This is a genomic window from Limosilactobacillus viscerum (assembly GCF_947387525.1).
Taxonomy (GTDB): Bacteria; Bacillota; Bacilli; order Lactobacillales; family Lactobacillaceae; genus Limosilactobacillus; species Limosilactobacillus viscerum.
Genome location: NZ_CANDNW010000035.1, coordinates 1 through 16231 on the forward strand (window position 1 = coordinate 1; position 16231 = coordinate 16231).

The following is a 16231-nucleotide window of genomic DNA, read 5'->3' on the forward strand; positions in this document are numbered from 1 at the left end:
TGGCGAACACCAATTGAGATCTTTTTGCGTAATCTGCGTTACTAAATTTGTTCAAGTTATTTCTTGCAATCTGCCATATATAAAAAACGACAGGGAGAATTTCTTAAGTACCATGACTTGATCAATCCTGAGGGACTACTTTTTCTCAATTTACATGATTATAAAATGTGTGTAAATAATGTCCCCATTACACAAAAAAGCATGAATGAAATGTTAAAGAAAATTTGTAATGAGCTGGGGATTCATGGCAATGGCTCACAAATATCCATGTACTCATTCCGTCATACATTGTGTACCAAGCTAGCTAATAAGCCTGGAATATCTTACCCTTGGGCAGCAGAAAGAATGGGTAATAGTCTTTCAATTTTTATGCGAGTGTATGTTAAAGCAGATCGCGATGTTAATAAAAAGATGATGGATAACTGGATGAAATAAATCTATTACAAAAAATAAAGGTCAAAATCACATTACTCATCGTGATTTTGGCCTTTATTGAATAGTATAAAATTAGTTAGCTTGTACAAGATTTTCGATTGCAGTAGTCACTGCTGAATTTAGACTTTCTTTATTGTTATCAGCGTATTTAGCTAAATCTCTATGAAGCTCTGGCGTGATACGAACATTAAATGTACCCTTATAAGAAATTTGTGGCTTTATATTGTTCTTTTTACAGTCTGCGATGTATTCATCTACGACTTCTTGAAAATCTTGTTTTAACTCTTCGACGGTTTCGCCTTCATAAGACAGTAAGCCTTTAATGCCTATTACTTTACCGTATAAAATATTGTCTTCTTCTGAAACATTAATTGTTCCATAGTAATCTTTATAATGTAATGTACTCATAGCAAGCCCTCCTCTTTTAAGACTTGAACAACTGCTTTTACTTGATAGGATAATAGGGTCTTTCTAGGATGTGGTTTATGCAAATAGATGGGAACTCCATCATTATTTAAGAATTTAACACGGGAACCACTTGTTTTACCTTTGTTTTCTTGACGAAAGCCTAAACTTTCTAATAATGAAGCTACCTCATCAAACGTTATATTACTTGATTTATTTTTAAGCTTTTTAATTGTTTGTTTATGACCCATTATTATCCACCTTATGCAACTATTTATAGTTGCTGTTTTTATGTATTATAGCATTATTTTAGCTAAATTGCATCTGAAATAATGTTATACAAAGGCTTCAAAGTATGGGGGGAATTAGATGAGCCGATAAGAAAGTTACTATAAAAGCGTTAAAAAATGTAACTAATCATAAATAGTCAACCATTATTAAATAGATGCTGATGGGGTAGGAAAAGTATTTGAGTAAAAAGGCTAATTTGTTGAATATATATTACACTGAAAATAGTGAGGGAAAATTTAATAGTGATTTTGGCTAATATTTGTAGGCATAAAATCTTGGTCACATTTGTAGTATCTTGATCATTTGCAGCAAAATGATCAAGATACTAAGCTGATGATTAAGATAAGGGTGTGACTAAAATTAAGTAATTTGATTATCAAACACTGAACCAAAAGATAATGGATCACTAGATGAAATAAAAAGCAGTTAGTAATTGAGCTTGGGGGAAAACATCAATTCTTCGGTGTAATTTAAGATTTATCGGTGCAAAATTAGCCAATTTTGCACCGATAAATTGATTGTTGCACTGAAAAATGCACACAACTAGACACACAAAATCAAAAATGATTGGCTTAATTGTTGATATATCAATGGTTGGGGCAATTTAACCTCCGAGCTTCTAGTCAGCACTAATATATAAAGTCCTTTAATAGCAAGCATCGTTGCTGCTGTTAAGGGACTTTTTTTGTGTCACTTTTTTATCGGGCGTTTAAAAGAGCTACGGAAAAATGGTACGACTATGGCCTTTCAAAATCAATTTGTTACAATACCTGGTTCTATATCTATCAAACTTCGAAGAATTTGGCTCAAGGGTATTTTTATAAAAATGAGACTTAGCAAGATTGTAGTGATTCCAATGGAAACGTTAATATAAAAGTCCCAATGCCAATTTGCAATATCGATTGAGCTACCGCTTATTAATAGGACATAATTGCAGCTTCATTAAAACAAGCAGTTAAATAGCCTAAAATCTGTGCCCTTTTCTTAATACTTGAATATAAATAACCGACAATCGCATAAGGTAAAGATCCCATACCACCAGCACCGATTCTTAGACGTGTAATTAGGAACAAAATAGTCTTTGTTGAAAGTCCTTCAAAAGTGGACTATCTTGCCATAAACACTTCAAAAGGTTCAACGGACTCTCCACCTTCACAAAAAAGAACCATTACCAGTTTCAAATATAATAATACTAACGGATCAGTCGAAGAAACTAACAATAAGAAGAAACTAACAATAAGATCAAGGTAATTAAACGTACTGCTTATGGTTTCCAGAATTTCTTTAACTTTAGAGCTCGCATCCCTATCAATTGGAAAATAAAAGAGCGGCTCGGGACAAAAGCCTGGCTCGAGCTGCTTGAAAAGTTATTCAATTTTCCTATCAGTACTTCTTGACGAAGAGCCGTTTTTAATTAATTTAAGACAATCACTTTGCCTAAACTGTGATGACTTTCTAAATAAGCATGTGCTGCAGGAACCTGATCCAATTTAAAAATCTTGGTCGGATGAACATCAACTTGACGATCAGTAATCACTCTTAAAAGCTGATTTAATTTGTCATTATCAACATTGTCAGAATAAAAACTCGTTAAGTAACTATTGGGAGCAAGATCCATAATTGGGTCAAATTGATCTAAGTACCATTGATAGCCTAATTGACCCGTCGAGCAAACAATCCCTCCCTCGTTAACATGACGAAAAGTGTCCTTCATCGTTGCCGGGCCAATTAACTCCAATACTTTATCAAAAGTCTGATCTGTTTGAAGATGGCCATTCTGATCTACCACCACACCATCAAATCCTTGCTTTAGTAGTTGGCCCTTTTTATCAAGGTGGCGACTAGTCCCCGTCACCTGAATGCCCGGGAAAGACGCATGAACTAATTTTAAAAATGCAATTCCCACACCACTCGAACCACCGCGTACCAAAACATGGTCAGCCGCCGTTAAATGCAAATTCAGCATTGAACCATAGGCAGTGTAGTAAGTTTCAGGAATCGTTGCCAATGTAGCCCAATCAAGATCAGTCGTCACTGGATAAATCTGTGTGTTTGGTAAAAGTACTTTTTCGGCATATGAACCGTCAAACGCACGTCCCATTTCGCCCATAATGGAAATTACTTTCTGCCCCACTGGCAAGCGTTCCGGATCGGTAGTTTGTTCAATGAGGCCGACATATTCAATTCCTAAAATACGTGGAAACTTAACCAAAGGTGACAAACCCTGACGAGTAAAAATTTCCGAATGATTAATTCCAAAGCCCTTCACTGTAACTAATGACCAGCCGGGGCGAATCGTTGGGGTCGGAACGTCTTGATAAATCAACTTTTCTGGGCCACCTGGTTCGGTAATCACAACTGCTTTCATAACTTACCTCCTAATTTTTAGCTAAAGCTGCTTTCCAACGATGGGTCAGCGCCCATTCAATCATCTTGAGGACACCCGCACAAATCAGGGTCAAAGCAATCGTCAAGATGGTGCCCCATAACAAGGGCACCGTTTGTTGCGTCTGCAAGCCTTCAAACAACAGTTGACCTAAGCCACCAGCATTGATGGTCGCGGCAATAGTTGCAATTCCCATCATCGAAGCCAAGGCCACTTGCAGGCCACTAAAGATCGCCGGTAAGGCTAGTGGTAATTGAACCTTCATGAAGGCCTGACGCCGGGTCATCCCCATACCCTGGGCCACCTCCACCAGGGCAGGATCAATACCTTGGATTCCGGTAATAAAGGTTCGTAATAACACATATTCACAATAAACGGTCAAAACGATGATAGCTGATCGCATGCCTAGTCCTGAGATCGGTAAGAGCATGGCAAAGAAGGCAAAACTCGGCACCGAATAGAGCAAGGAGAAAAAGTAGACGAGGCCATTTAACCAGTTGGGCCGGCGCATTAATAAGGCAATTAACACAATGGCAATCATCAGGGCAATTCCTAATGATGCCAGAACCATCGCTAGGTGCTGTTGCATATCAACAACCATTGTTGACCAGTTGGCATTCCAATAATCAATCATGATATTGCCTCCATAAGTCGCGATTTTGCTGTTGAGTACCGAGAAGCTCCTTGACAAAGCTGGTGGCCGGCTGGGTAACAATGTCCTCTGGGGTCGCAAATTGTTCAATTTGGCCCTTATTCATTACCATCACCCGTTGACCCAGATACAAGGCTTCATTGATGTCATGAGTTACAAACAAAAAGGTTTTATCTTGCAATGATTCATGAATCCGCTTGACTTCCTTTTGTAACTCCAAGCGAGTGACCGCATCCAAGGCACCAAACGGTTCATCAAAGAGCACGTATGGTGGATTCACTGCTAACGCCCGGGCAACCCCGATTCGTTGTTGTTGTCCACCAGATAATTGGTTGGGATAACGGTGGGCATATTTAGTTGGATCCAGTTGGACTAATTCGAGTAACTCATTGACCCGCTGTTGAATTCGTTCTTGATCCCAACCAAGCATTTTAGGAACCACTGCGATATTCTCTGCAATCGTCATGTGTGGAAACAGACCAATTTGTTGGACTACGTAACCCATGTGGCGACGTAACTGAACTAAATCGAGCTGATCAATTGGTTGACCATCAATCAAAACCTGACCGGCGCTTGGTTGCCAGAGACCATTAATCATCTTAAGAGTCGTCGTTTTGCCTGAGCCAGAAGACCCGAGGATCGTCACTAGTTCGCCCTGATTAATCGTGAAATTCAGATCTGGAATGACCTGATTAGCGCCAAAGCTTTTTTGCACATGCTTAAATTGAATAATTGGTTTGGTCATGTCGACGAATCCTCCTAATTAATAAATCAAAGCCTACCATGGACAGTAGTGACAACAGGGCCACACTGACCCCGCCGATAACGACGTAGGTCATGTCATACAAGCCTAACCCAGTGAAGATCAGTGTCCCCAGGCCACCAGCGCCAATGTATGTCGCTAAAGTGGCACTAGCGATAATCTCAACTAAGGCCAACTTAATCCCATTGAGGATGTAGGGTAAAGCCAGCGGAATTTCAATTTGGTGCCGCAATTGGCGATTATTCATTCCGAGCGCCTGACCAACTTCGCGGTAGGTTGGATCAACTTCGTTAAATCCGAGAATTGTGTTGATCAATAATGGGGGCAATGCCAGAACAATTAAAGCGATTAAGGCTGGTAAAGTCCCCGTACCAATGTATGGAATCAACAGGAATAAAAGGGCCAAGCTGGGAATTATCCGCAGTACTTGAGCAAAGGCAGTACAGAATGTGGCAACTGGTTTGATTTTGGAACCTAAATAGCCCAATGGGAACGCAATTACCATCGCAATCACCAACGTGCCGAAGCTCAGATAGATGTGTTGCCAGACATACTGCCAGTATTGACCACTATCAGTCTGAAAATAATGAATAATTTGGCTGAACACGGTGTTCCTCCTTTTACTACAAAAGGGCGGTGAAAAGTCACTGCCCCCTCGTTTTACTTCATATTGGCATTATACCAATTTTTTGCCACTGTCTTATAATTCTGACCGTCAACATCAACCTTTTTATTCAAGGCCGTCAGTTGCTTAGTCGTTAACTTAGCATCGACCTTGTTCAAAGTCTTTTCCATCTTCGGGTGCGATTGTGCGGCCTTCTTGTTAACCAGTGGTACTAGATTGTATGGTGGCCACAGATTCTTGTCATCTTTAAGCAGGGTGAACTTACTAGTGGCCAGTTGTCCCTCAGTGGTTGAAACCGGCGCAGCATCTCCCTTTCCTTGGGACATAATCTTATACTTCAAGCTATCGTCGTAATCCTTGTGGGACTTAAAGTGGAACTTCCCATACTTCTTTTCCATGCCTGGTAAAGCATCAGCTCGCTTGTCAAACTCCCCTTGGGAAACGAAGCGAATCTTGCTAGAGTTTTTTTGCAGATCACTAATATTCTTAATCCCATACTTCTTAGCAACACTGGTTCGGATTCCGATCCCTTGCCGGTCGTCGCCAGGCGCATACTTAAACATTACCAGACCATCTTTTTTGACCCCTTGGCGGGCAATGGAATCAATCTGTTGAGCGCTCTTGCCACTGGCCGTCTTCTTCAGATAAGCTTCGACAATTGTTCCAGTATACTCTGGATAAACATCGATTTGCCCGGTCTTTACGGCTTTATATACGACTGAGTTCGAAATGTTCTGCTTACGAACCACCTTGTATCCGGCATGTTCCAAAGCAAGTGCATAAATTTCACTGACCGTCTTACTTTCAGAAAAGCTTTTAGAACCAACCGTGATGGGCTTACTACTGCTGGCAGAAGCAATTACTGGTGTAATTGTGCCGACAAGTAAAGTCATGACACTCAATAAAGCGCCAACCATTACCTTCTTAATTTTCATTAAGATTCCTCCTTAACATTGTAACTTCATTAGTTTCGTCTAAGCTATTTGAACATTACTAATAATAGCTATTAGGGAAACGCCTGTCAAGAAAAAAGACTGGATTTTTGTAACTTTTATAATTACAATTAAATTGTAGAAAGGAATGACTAAGTATGAGAGTTTCCACTCGTTTTAGCGACAGTATCCACATTCTTGCTTTCATTGAAATTTATAAAGGAAAAATCCCGTTGACCAGTGAGAACATTGCCTCGAGCATTAAAACGTCACCTGTTGTGGTGCGTCGCTTAATGGGTAAGCTGCGCAATGCGGGATTGATCAGTACCGTGCATGGCTCTGCGGATCCAAAATTACTACGGGAGCCCAGTGATATTTCGATGTACGATGTCTTCTTAGCCACTGAAGAAGATCAACACCTGTTTACTATCGACGAAAAAACTAATCCACAATGTATTGTCGGTGGTAATATTCAACAAACGCTCAGCGAATTTTATAAACGAGCTGAAACAGCGGCCAAGGCTGAGCTAGCCCGCACCACTTTATCTGATGTGCTCGACACAATTCTGGTTCATCAAGCAGAAAAAGAAGCCCAAGCACACCAAACTAAATAAGCAAACGAGCTCTAGTCTTCGATCAAAGATTAGTATCTATTGATAATATCTTTAATTTGTAAAGTTAGACTCTTCTTTAAGAAAGGATCAGAAAAAGCTTTACCAATTACCTTATTGTAATACTCACCATTAAAAAACGACGCAGTTCACCAACCATTTACCAGTAGTCCAAATTTGCATTTTGAAGATCTTGAATCTGTTTTTCATAGTTAATGAATTGTTGATTAGCAAAGTTTTCGACCTTTTTATACTGACACTTGATGCTTTTATCAATTGCCCTCATGTCACTGACTAATAAGTCAACTGTGCCAGAGAAATTCTCAGCATTTTTTAGTTGATCTTTGTAATTTTCCGAATAAATTTTGCAACTGGTTCATAGGAATCAATTGTGTTGTGTAGGCTTTGAGTTTCCTTTTTCACACTCGTACCCTTGCTTAACTTATAATGATTTAGTAGTTTCTCAGAAAGCTGTAGGTTGATGTAATTTTCAGTGCTATTGGAATGAATTCTTGACCCATAAAAGTCAATTTCATCTGGCGTAACTTTAATGACTTGGTATTCAGGGCCTGTCTTTTCAAATTCTCGGGCCTTTTTAAGTAATGTTTGCGGACTTATATTTGTAGATGGTGCGGATACATGACTATTGGCTAGATGACCTTGAATTTCATACGTTGCTTCAGTAATAGTGAAATAAGGACCGTCATCTTTCATTGATTCAATTGAACCGCTAGTCAATTCCTTATATATCTTTTCATAATTTGCGTTTTTAGTTGCGGGCATTGAACGAATCATTTGAACCAATTTTGCAACTTGTGTACTTTTAAGCACCTTAATCTTATTTAATGATGAATTATACTTATCGTTTAGTAATGATGATAATTCATCGATTATTAGGCCTATCTGTGAACGGTTAATGTGACGCCATTTGATGTTAGCCCTACTTAGTAATTTATTTAATCTTGATGGCGAAATACTATTGGGAAAATTACGTTCTGTTTGGGTATTAACAATTCTGAGAACTTCTTCCACAGCAAAATAATAGTAAGTATTTAAGCATTATTGCTGCTGTTAAGGGACTTTTTTTATTGTTTTAACAAGTTAAGGCCTTAGAAACGTTATTGTGACAGCAATAGACGAGTGTCAAAACACGTTAAACAAGTTTAAGATGGTTAAAGTAACTTTATTTGCTTACTTGCTTATATATAACAAGAAATCTCAGATGATTAGATGTTTCAAAAAATGTTTAGTTATTACTAATGAAATGGATTTCCTCTTTTACTACGTATTTTTAAGTTATGGAAGAAAAACAGTTGTTATTCTTTACGTATACACGTAGCACAGGTATTCTTTGAAGAAAGTAGGATTAGTAATGATTAGAACTTTCGGCAACAGGGAAACTGAAAAAATATTTTATCAGCAATTTTCACTTAAATATCCTCTGGAAATTCAAAAAGTAGCTTTGCGAAAATTAATGCTGATTGATAATGCAGACGGCATTAATGATTTAAGGGTCCCGCCTGCGAACCATTTAGAAAAGCTAAAAGGAAAGCGTATTGGCCAATATAGTATCCGAATTAACCGACAATACCGCATCTGTTTTTTCGGTGAGTGCTACGAACTTTTTTGATATTGAAATTATAGATTACCATAGTTAGGAGAAAGCGAATATGAACAAGATTGCCACCCCAAAGATCAGTGAAATTCTTAAGGAAGAATTCATGGAGCCACTCAACATTTCGGCATACTTCTTGGCAAAGCACATTAACGTGCCGACTTCACGCATTCAGGATTTATTACATGATCGTCGTCAGGTAACGATTGATACGTCGATTCGGTTGGGCCGTTTCTTCGGTGTTTCTGATTTGTACTTTGTGAAGCTCCAAAACGATATTGATCTCCGAAATGCCGAACTGCAAAAGAAAGATGAATACGATCAAATCAAGCAATATCAGCAAGCATAACAATATGGTAAACCGATGCCACATAATGAGTGTGACTAACAGTGTTTTGTTTAAAATAAGAAAGAGAGAATTTCTAATTCACCTCTTCCCATCCAGTGACGTTTCTGCTATACTAATATTTGTTGGTTAAATGCTGACTTAGCTCAGTTGGCAGAGCACGTCATTAGTAATGATGAGGTCGGAGGTTCGAATCCTCTAGTCAGCACTAGATAGAATTCAGTAGAATTCGGAAGCCTACAAAAAAAGCCGTAAAAGCTTAATCTGTGGGCTTTTTTGTATACTTAAAAAGTAAAGTGAATGGTTCTGAAACGTTCTGGATTACTGTTTCAAACACACAAATAAACACACAGAATTAAAGATTGTGTTCTGTGTGTTTGGGAGAAAATGCAAGAGGTCATATAGGTTGATATATCAACGTTTTAACGTGATATTTTTGTGTGTTTGAAATTAATTTTGCTTACTTTTGTTGAAAAGTAAGTGACTGTTGTCCTACTTATCGTCATTTGATAAGTGGGGCATTTTTTGTTTCTGTTTGTTGCCACAAAAAGAAATGCTGAAATCCAAACGGAGCAGTCAGTTTGGTCACTGTTGTTACTTATAGTGAAGTTATAAGTAAATCGGCTGGGGAATCTCAAAAGGTGACCTTGAATGTTAATCTCAAGGTACTCACCGTTTTGAATGGAGCAGACGATACAACGATAGGGTGCAGGGAGAGCGTGCAGGCTCCCCGCCAAGCTATAAAATGTATGACAAACTTTTGTTATCATACGTTTTTAATTGCTTGCAAGTTAGTTACTGTTTAGTATATAATATAATTAATGAATTGGTATAGACCAATTAATGCTAAGCAGGAACTAACTCGACGAATTATATAAATTTAGTCAAGCGTTGTCGCGAGCACGCGAAGCTTGAAAATTTATTTTGCCGGGACGGCAAACATGAGGAGGTAAATACACTATGAAGCCGTTACGCAATAAGTTAATTCAGAGCCGTTTAGACGAAGATGAGATGGCTGATTTTGATAAAGTAAAGAAGCTGTTGGGTGAAGAAAACAATTCTAAGGCAGTTCGCCAGATGATCAAGGATGAGATGATGCTAAAGAAAGCTGAGGAAGAATGGAAGAAGGGTAATACCGACTACATTTCAATTTTGCTGACAAAATTATCTGATGAAGAACGGTTACCGTTAACACAAGCTGTGATGGGTATTACAGATACTAAAACATCATCACAATTATCTGTATTACAAAACCAGTTTAGTGATATTCAATCACAACTAGAAGCTATCATGATGTCGGTAACGCAAATGGGCAATAATCTTAACCAAATAGCTAAAGTGATGAATACAGTGGCTAAAGAAGATGAGGACCTAACGGACACAGACTTGTGGAAGTGGATTTCATCACGACTTTTTGAAGATTCACGGTATCTATCAGTTCTCAAAAAGAAAATTGCTGACTTGAAGGTTGAGGTTGGACTCAAAGAAAAGGACGAAAGTACCCATGTCTATCCTGCAAACACATAGTTGCCATTCTAGTTACAATCGTCTGAAGTATGTTTTCAATGAACCAGCCCATTCGTATCGGAAAACCACCAAACGTGTTTTGGCTGCTAGTGGCTTTAATATCAAAATGTTGCATGACAATGATGGTAAAATTTCAGCAACTCAAAATGGTGCCTACCTTGAACGGCAATTTAGGACAGTATTAAAACGTGCTCATAATCCAAGACGATGCTATCAGGCACAAACAATTATTATCTCTTTTGACCCAACGGAATTTGACACATCAGACTTAAAAGCCCAATCACAACAAGCATTACGACTTGTACAGCATTATGTTCGTAAGCACTTTGCCGATTGTCAGTCCGTAATAGCAATCCAAAGTGACGGTGAAGGCGGGAAACTACATGCCCATGTCGTGATGAATACCATCAAACCAAATGGAAAAACAGTTGCAACTAACCGTTTTAACATCAACAAACTCCGCAAAGATTTTGACCGTGAAATGAAAACCAATTATCAGCGAATTACTGGTCGTCAGTGGACCAACCCAGTACATAACCAAACCGAGCGTAAAGACATACATAATCTGACGACTAAATCTGAGTGGCAACACCAGTTGAAAGAGCTAATTAACCAAATTAAGGCAAAGGTTGATAACATTACAGACTTTTTGAAGCAACTTGAACAACATAGCATTACGGTTACTGAACGACAAAAAGGTAAGGCGTGGACATATCATCAAATAGTCAGTACCAAGACTGGAACTAGAGAAATGAAAGTGCGGGACTTTTATCAAAGAATCGATAAAGAAACCGGAGAAATTAAGTCTACCCGCGGTCTAGGCCAATCATTCTCTAAGAGTGAGATTGAACGTTACTTTAATAGGAAGAAAGAAAACGAAAAGGAGAAACAAAATTATGACCGAAGAGAAAGCGACGGACTCGAAAAAGTCAAAACCATGGCAGCAGATGCTAGGGCAAGAGCAAGACAACAACGACGAATTAACGAAGTTGCTGAACAACAACTCAAAGAAGCCATTGATGAAGAAAAGCGAAAAGCAGTTGAACAAAAAACTCGACTACTTAATCAGGAACAACGTCAAGCCAGGGGAACTAAGAGAGTTAGCCGACAAGCTACAAAGCCTAAGCGAGAAAGTCGATCAAAACAACCAAGACGTTCAAAAGAAATTGAAGGACCAGAACGATAATGTACTCAAAGCAGTAAGTGATGCTCAAGCTGTTGGCTATGCGGACGGTTTAGTTGATCGAGTTGATAGCCTTGAGCAGAAAATGGATGGCCTTGAAACTAACATTAATTTGCGTGAACAAAATCTTGATCAGAAAACCCAGGAATATGTCGCTAAAGCTGCTGATTTAGACCAAGTAGGTAAGTATCTGGAACACTATACACAAACAGTAAACAATCGCTTAGTACCGACTTTGCGGAATCTTATTTTATCTATACGGAATGGGATAACTCATCATACTAGTGAGGTTACTAATGATGTATATCAACAATTCCAAAATGATACTGGGAAAACAATTGATGAAGTGGTTAAATCAACCGTTAATCAGCGATTCAAACAGGATCGCGAGGATGCTCAGCAGGCGAGCTTGAGTGCTAAGCTTAGTGCGCAAACTAGTCAACAGAGTATTGATAAAATAACAGGAATATTATCTAGTTTCATGCAGCTTTTGGTTCTGTTTGGTCTTGAAATGGTTTGCTTATTAGTAGTTATTCCATTGACTCCCGGGTGGTGGAAAGTGTTCGTGGCAATTAGTTTAATTATTTTATGTGGAACCGCTGATTATTACCTTTATAGAAAGAGGATTGTTAACAATGTCATTTAGTATCCATATGGCAAATGATGAACAGCTTGATTCATTATTGCGTTCAAATAAACGAATTCCTGCTTGGCGGTTATCTAATACGCAGAGTGAACGGGAACGGAAACGGATCCATCAGATTCAACTCCATCGGCAACAACTAGAGAGGGAGAAGGAAGCTGAAACTAAGCGGAAAAAGCAACAAAGAATCGTTTCTGTACAAAAAGCTCAAACTAAAAAGCCGTTATCCCATCAAGGTAACGACTTAGAGTTATAATTTGAATTTAAGCATTATTTTTAGTATCATAATATACGAAAAGAGAGCAGTGAGCTCCTACCTCACTACTCTCAATCGTGAATTTGGATGATTTTTGGGTTTGAAAAGAGATTAGCCTTTGCGGTTAGTCTCTTTTACTATTTGGTAACCTTTTGCAAACAGCAAGCTTGCACGGGCTAAAATCTAAACAGCCACAGCCAACTGGACCGTGCTTATTCCTCCAATCATTCCTAACTCTCGGCATGATTGCTCACCTCCGTGAAATTGGATTGGTGAGGGGTGACGTATCATCCGATTATATTCACTTGGGCATCTTGTTTGAGTAGCTGGCTCATTCAAAAAGCCCTGTTGAAATTATAGCATATCAATCAAAAAGGCCGCTCAGCCCGAAAACTAAGCGGTCGTCAAAGTCGCTAAACCATGCTATAATATAACCGTAGTTAAAGAATTATATTACTTCAACAATTAGGCTGATAGCTTAACGGTAGCGCTCTTGTTCTGGTGTACTGCAATACACCACCAGCCAAGCGCAACAAGGAACGTCCCCAAAGAGATCAGCTCCCTATATTGACTTGTGCATTAGTGGCAGCTAGTGCACTTTTTAATTTTAGCATCAATTGTTGTATTAGAATAGTTCAAATTTTTACGCACAATTTAAGAACTGCGTAAAAAGTAGACCCTTGAAATCGCTGATTATAAGCGGAACGTGAGGATGATTAAAAAACGTTCTTATTGGGGAATGCCCCAATCTTATCCAACTGTGTAATTAATATAGCGGCAAGTAGTTTGAATGCTACTTGCCGCTTTTTTCGTGTTTTGAATCATGTCCCTGTATTAATTGAATTGTTCTAATTTGGGACAAAATTAATAATTTTAAGAAGTAACACGAGCGAAAGCGCCATCAGGGCAAAATATAATTAAAAATTGCATCTTTCTCATATTATTTTAATTTTATCCTTGATTTTCTCATAAACAGATGATATTCTACAAACAATCAATTGAAACAAATAAACGACGTTGATCGAGAACAGCGAGTATCACTGATTGCAGAGAGCTGATGGGTGGTGTGAATCAGTAGGAAGTGGTACTTAGCTAATCACTCGTGAGTTGTATGTCGAACGACTTTTCAAGTAGAACGTACTGGTAGCACCCATTATCGTGCCGACTAATATCCATTTATCGGATGTTGGTTAAGGCGGCTTTTAGCCGTAAAGAAAGGTGGTACCACGTTTAAAAGCGTCCTTTTTAACTCTTAGTTAGCGAGTTAAAAAGGACGCTTTTCGCGTTTTACTAAACATTTAAGGTGGTGATGAACATGTCAGACAGCGACATTATTAACATTAATAAAACATTAGAAAAATATAAATTTAAACGAAAAAAGAAGTCAGTCGTCGTTAACGAATCGTAGGGTTGACTCCCCAAAAAGGTAACAGCGACTGACCTCTATGGAGGATATTATGACTAAAGAAAATGTTACCTTAAACGCAAAACAAGAATCATTCGCTCAAGCACTTTTTAACGCCTACCAAAGCCACCAGCCATTAAAGATGGCCGACTGGGATGGCGTTGTAACAGATGATGACACGGCATACGCAGTGCAGGACCGGTTCGCCGCCCTTAAAAAACTTCCGACTGGTGGATACAAGGTCTCACTGACGAGTAAGGAAACGCAGGATATGTTTGATTCTGACTGTCCACTATATGGCCAACAAGTCGACAGTCACTTTCTTCCTTCACCCGCACTTCTGTCACTTAAAAAGCAAACAATGGATCCACTGCTTGAGGTGGAACTTGGCTTCCGCGCTACTGAAGACCTAAAGCCAGATGATAGTTTGGAAGACCTCCTTCACAAGACGACCGTTTGCGGGACCGTTGAATTGCCTGACTGCCGTTTTGCTGACTGGTTCCCCGACCTCAACAAGTTTAACGTAATGAGTGATTGCGCGGTCGGTGGGTTCGTCGTCTATGGCCTGGAACGTCCGGCTGATGAGGTGTTTGACACGGTCGAAGATGCCGCCAACGTCAACGTGACGCTTTACCACGATGGCCAAAAACAAGCAAGCGGTAAGTCCAGTGAGGTGCTTGGTAACCCATTCAAGTCCCTCTCCTGGCTAGTTGGTAAACTGGCGGAACAAGGAAAGGGGTTCCGCACTGGTCAGTTAGTTTCTTCCGGGACTTTCCTTCTCCCACCGCACTTAACCAAGGGAGTCTGGACCGCAAAGTTTGACCACGGCTTCGGTGACGTAACCGTTAACGTTAATGATTAATTAGTGAAACTGGGTATTAATTGAAAGGAAGTTTTTATTATGACACGTAAAGTAGCAGTATTTGGAATGGGACACGTTGGTGCAACGGTTGCTCACTACTTGGTTGCTGGTGGTTTCACAGATGATTTGGCACTTTATGATACAAATGAGGCTAAGGTTAACGCTGACGCCCTTGACCTCCGGGACGCCATGGCCAACCTGCCATACCACACCAACTTAACCGTCAATGATGATTCACAGCTTGCTGATTGTGACGTGGTTGTGTCTGCTTTGGGTAAGTCAAAGCTCGTTGATACTCCGGACCACGACCGGTTTGCAGAATTTAAGTTTACCCGCACCCAGGTGCCGTTGGTCGCTAAGAAACTTGTTGACAACGGTTTCCACGGCAAACTGGTGGACGTCACTAACCCGTGTGATGTCATCACATCAATGTACCAGAAGTTAACTGGCCTGCCGAAGGAGCACGTGCTGGGGACGGGGACCCTCCTTGATTCCGCACGGATGCGTGCCTGCGTTGGTGAGGCCCTCCACGTTGACTCACGTTCAGTTGTTGGTTTCAACCTTGGTGAACACGGAAACTCACAGTTCACCGCCTGGTCAACTGTTCGGGTACTGGGAAAGCGCGTTCTAGACCTAGCCAAGGAACGGGGACTGGACCTGGCTGACATCGAAGAACACGCCCGTCAAGGTGGTTACCTGGTTTATCAAGGAAAGAAGTACACCAACTATGGGGTAGCAACCGCGGCAGTGCGGTTAACTAATGCCCTCTTGAGCGATGCGCGGACTGAAATGCCGGTTTCCAACTACCGCGAAGAATACGGAACCTACCTATCATATCCCGCAGTTGTTGGTCGCGATGGGGTAGTTGAGCAACTCCACCTGGACTTAACTGATGAGGAAAAGGACAAGCTGGCCACTTCTGCAAAGTACATCAAGGAACGGCTTAAGGCAGAAGAAGAACGGGCTGCCAAGGCAAACAAATAGTAAATAACTTTATAAACAACTTAAATCCGATTCTTCCTGATAATTTCTTTCATATTCATTCCAAAAAGGAGTATTCCCGACCGCGGGTGGCTCCTTTTTGCGTTTAAAGACTTTCCAATGTAGTAAGACTTGCAAAATCGCCATAAATCAACGAAAATAAAACTAATTATTTCTTGCAGAAAGAAAAGGAATTACTATGAGTAATGAACCAGATTTAACTAAATTAAATATTTCTAAATTTCAAGAATAAGTTAGCCACTAAGCTGAAATAAATAGCACTGACCAATTAATTATTGGTTGATGAGAACGT

18 protein-coding genes, 1 tRNA gene, 1 pseudogene and 1 other annotated feature are annotated in these 16231 nt (G+C 39.7%); of the genes and pseudogenes, 12 read left to right on the top strand and 8 right to left on the bottom strand.

The window, feature by feature from the left end:
• Positions 1-210 precede the first annotated feature (210 nt).
• The gene (locus QOS07_RS08260) at positions 211-435 is read left to right on the top strand and encodes a site-specific integrase (protein ID WP_283588491.1); all 225 of its coding nucleotides are present in this window, start codon (positions 211-213) and stop codon (positions 433-435) included.
• A gap of 72 nt (positions 436-507) precedes the next feature.
• On the opposite strand, the gene QOS07_RS08265 is transcribed toward QOS07_RS08260, so the two are convergent.
• Both QOS07_RS08265 and QOS07_RS08270 read right to left on the bottom strand, forming a co-directional pair.
• Entirely contained in the window at positions 508-843 is a 336-nt protein-coding gene (locus tag QOS07_RS08265; RefSeq protein WP_150399533.1) for a type II toxin-antitoxin system HicB family antitoxin, read from the bottom strand.
• The gene (locus tag QOS07_RS08270) at positions 840-1091 is read right to left on the bottom strand and encodes a type II toxin-antitoxin system HicA family toxin (protein ID WP_152739203.1); all 252 of its coding nucleotides are present in this window, start codon (positions 1089-1091) and stop codon (positions 840-842) included. Before QOS07_RS08270 ends, QOS07_RS08265 begins: the two co-directional genes overlap by 4 nt.
• A gap of 1263 nt (positions 1092-2354) precedes the next feature.
• Here QOS07_RS08270 and QOS07_RS08275 point away from each other — a divergent pair.
• Positions 2355-2528 (top strand): annotated as a pseudogene (locus tag QOS07_RS08275) (transposase); the annotation flags it as partial.
• A gap of 17 nt (positions 2529-2545) precedes the next feature.
• Here the strand turns inward: QOS07_RS08275 and QOS07_RS08280 are convergent.
• From QOS07_RS08280 to QOS07_RS08300, 5 genes are read right to left on the bottom strand one after another with little or no spacing between them, the layout of a single operon-like run.
• The gene (locus QOS07_RS08280) at positions 2546-3499 is read right to left on the bottom strand and encodes a zinc-binding dehydrogenase (RefSeq protein ID WP_283588492.1); all 954 of its coding nucleotides are present in this window, start codon (positions 3497-3499) and stop codon (positions 2546-2548) included.
• A gap of 10 nt (positions 3500-3509) precedes the next feature.
• A complete protein-coding gene (locus QOS07_RS08285; RefSeq protein ID WP_283588493.1) occupies positions 3510-4151 on the bottom strand; it encodes an ABC transporter permease in 642 nt (213 codons plus the stop codon).
• Entirely contained in the window at positions 4144-4914 is a 771-nt protein-coding gene (locus QOS07_RS08290) for an ABC transporter ATP-binding protein (protein ID WP_283588494.1), read from the bottom strand. The genes QOS07_RS08285 and QOS07_RS08290 overlap by 8 nt, the downstream gene beginning before the upstream one ends.
• Positions 4889-5539, bottom strand: a complete 651-nt coding sequence (locus tag QOS07_RS08295; protein ID WP_283588495.1) for an ABC transporter permease — start codon at positions 5537-5539, stop codon at positions 4889-4891. Before QOS07_RS08295 ends, QOS07_RS08290 begins: the two co-directional genes overlap by 26 nt.
• A 53-nt stretch (positions 5540-5592) precedes the next feature.
• Positions 5593-6492: a glycine betaine ABC transporter substrate-binding protein gene (locus tag QOS07_RS08300; protein ID WP_283588496.1), complete on the bottom strand. Its 900-nt coding sequence runs from the start codon at positions 6490-6492 to the stop codon at positions 5593-5595.
• A 155-nt stretch (positions 6493-6647) separates the two neighbouring features.
• Here QOS07_RS08300 and QOS07_RS08305 point away from each other — a divergent pair, with 155 nt between their 5' ends.
• Complete coding sequence (locus QOS07_RS08305) at positions 6648-7103, top strand: Rrf2 family transcriptional regulator (protein ID WP_283588497.1); 456 nt, start codon at positions 6648-6650, stop codon at positions 7101-7103.
• Positions 7104-7433: 330 nt separating this feature from the next.
• Here QOS07_RS08305 and QOS07_RS08310 read toward each other — a convergent pair whose 3' ends face one another.
• Entirely contained in the window at positions 7434-8132 is a 699-nt protein-coding gene (locus tag QOS07_RS08310) for a hypothetical protein (RefSeq protein ID WP_283588498.1), read from the bottom strand.
• Positions 8133-8472: 340 nt separating this feature from the next.
• Between QOS07_RS08310 and QOS07_RS08315 the strand changes: the two genes are divergently transcribed.
• The 9 genes from QOS07_RS08315 (at position 8473) to QOS07_RS08355 (ending at position 15921) form a co-directional block, all read left to right on the top strand.
• Complete coding sequence (locus tag QOS07_RS08315; RefSeq protein WP_326521332.1) at positions 8473-8730, top strand: type II toxin-antitoxin system RelE/ParE family toxin; 258 nt, start codon at positions 8473-8475, stop codon at positions 8728-8730.
• A gap of 40 nt (positions 8731-8770) precedes the next feature.
• The gene (locus QOS07_RS08320; RefSeq protein ID WP_283588499.1) at positions 8771-9064 is read left to right on the top strand and encodes a HigA family addiction module antitoxin; all 294 of its coding nucleotides are present in this window, start codon (positions 8771-8773) and stop codon (positions 9062-9064) included.
• A gap of 132 nt (positions 9065-9196) precedes the next feature.
• A tRNA-Thr gene (locus tag QOS07_RS08325) sits at positions 9197-9269 on the top strand.
• A gap of 752 nt (positions 9270-10021) precedes the next feature.
• A complete protein-coding gene (mobC, locus tag QOS07_RS08330) occupies positions 10022-10588 on the top strand; it encodes a plasmid mobilization relaxosome protein MobC (RefSeq protein ID WP_047766795.1) in 567 nt (188 codons plus the stop codon).
• The gene (locus QOS07_RS08335) at positions 10566-11774 is read left to right on the top strand and encodes a relaxase/mobilization nuclease domain-containing protein (protein WP_283588500.1); all 1209 of its coding nucleotides are present in this window, start codon (positions 10566-10568) and stop codon (positions 11772-11774) included. Before mobC ends, QOS07_RS08335 begins: the two co-directional genes overlap by 23 nt.
• Positions 11755-12417: a DUF4381 domain-containing protein gene (locus QOS07_RS08340; protein ID WP_242364255.1), complete on the top strand. Its 663-nt coding sequence runs from the start codon at positions 11755-11757 to the stop codon at positions 12415-12417. Before QOS07_RS08335 ends, QOS07_RS08340 begins: the two co-directional genes overlap by 20 nt.
• On the top strand, positions 12407-12670 hold the full coding sequence (locus tag QOS07_RS08345; RefSeq protein WP_047769017.1) for a hypothetical protein: 264 nt from the start codon (positions 12407-12409) through the stop codon (positions 12668-12670). Before QOS07_RS08340 ends, QOS07_RS08345 begins: the two co-directional genes overlap by 11 nt.
• Before the next feature lie 1008 nt (positions 12671-13678).
• Positions 13679-13917: a binding site (T-box leader), on the top strand.
• A gap of 210 nt (positions 13918-14127) precedes the next feature.
• Complete coding sequence (locus QOS07_RS08350; protein ID WP_283588501.1) at positions 14128-14937, top strand: 2-keto-4-pentenoate hydratase; 810 nt, start codon at positions 14128-14130, stop codon at positions 14935-14937.
• A gap of 39 nt (positions 14938-14976) precedes the next feature.
• Complete coding sequence (locus tag QOS07_RS08355) at positions 14977-15921, top strand: L-lactate dehydrogenase (protein ID WP_283588502.1); 945 nt, start codon at positions 14977-14979, stop codon at positions 15919-15921.
• Positions 15922-16231 lie beyond the last annotated feature (310 nt).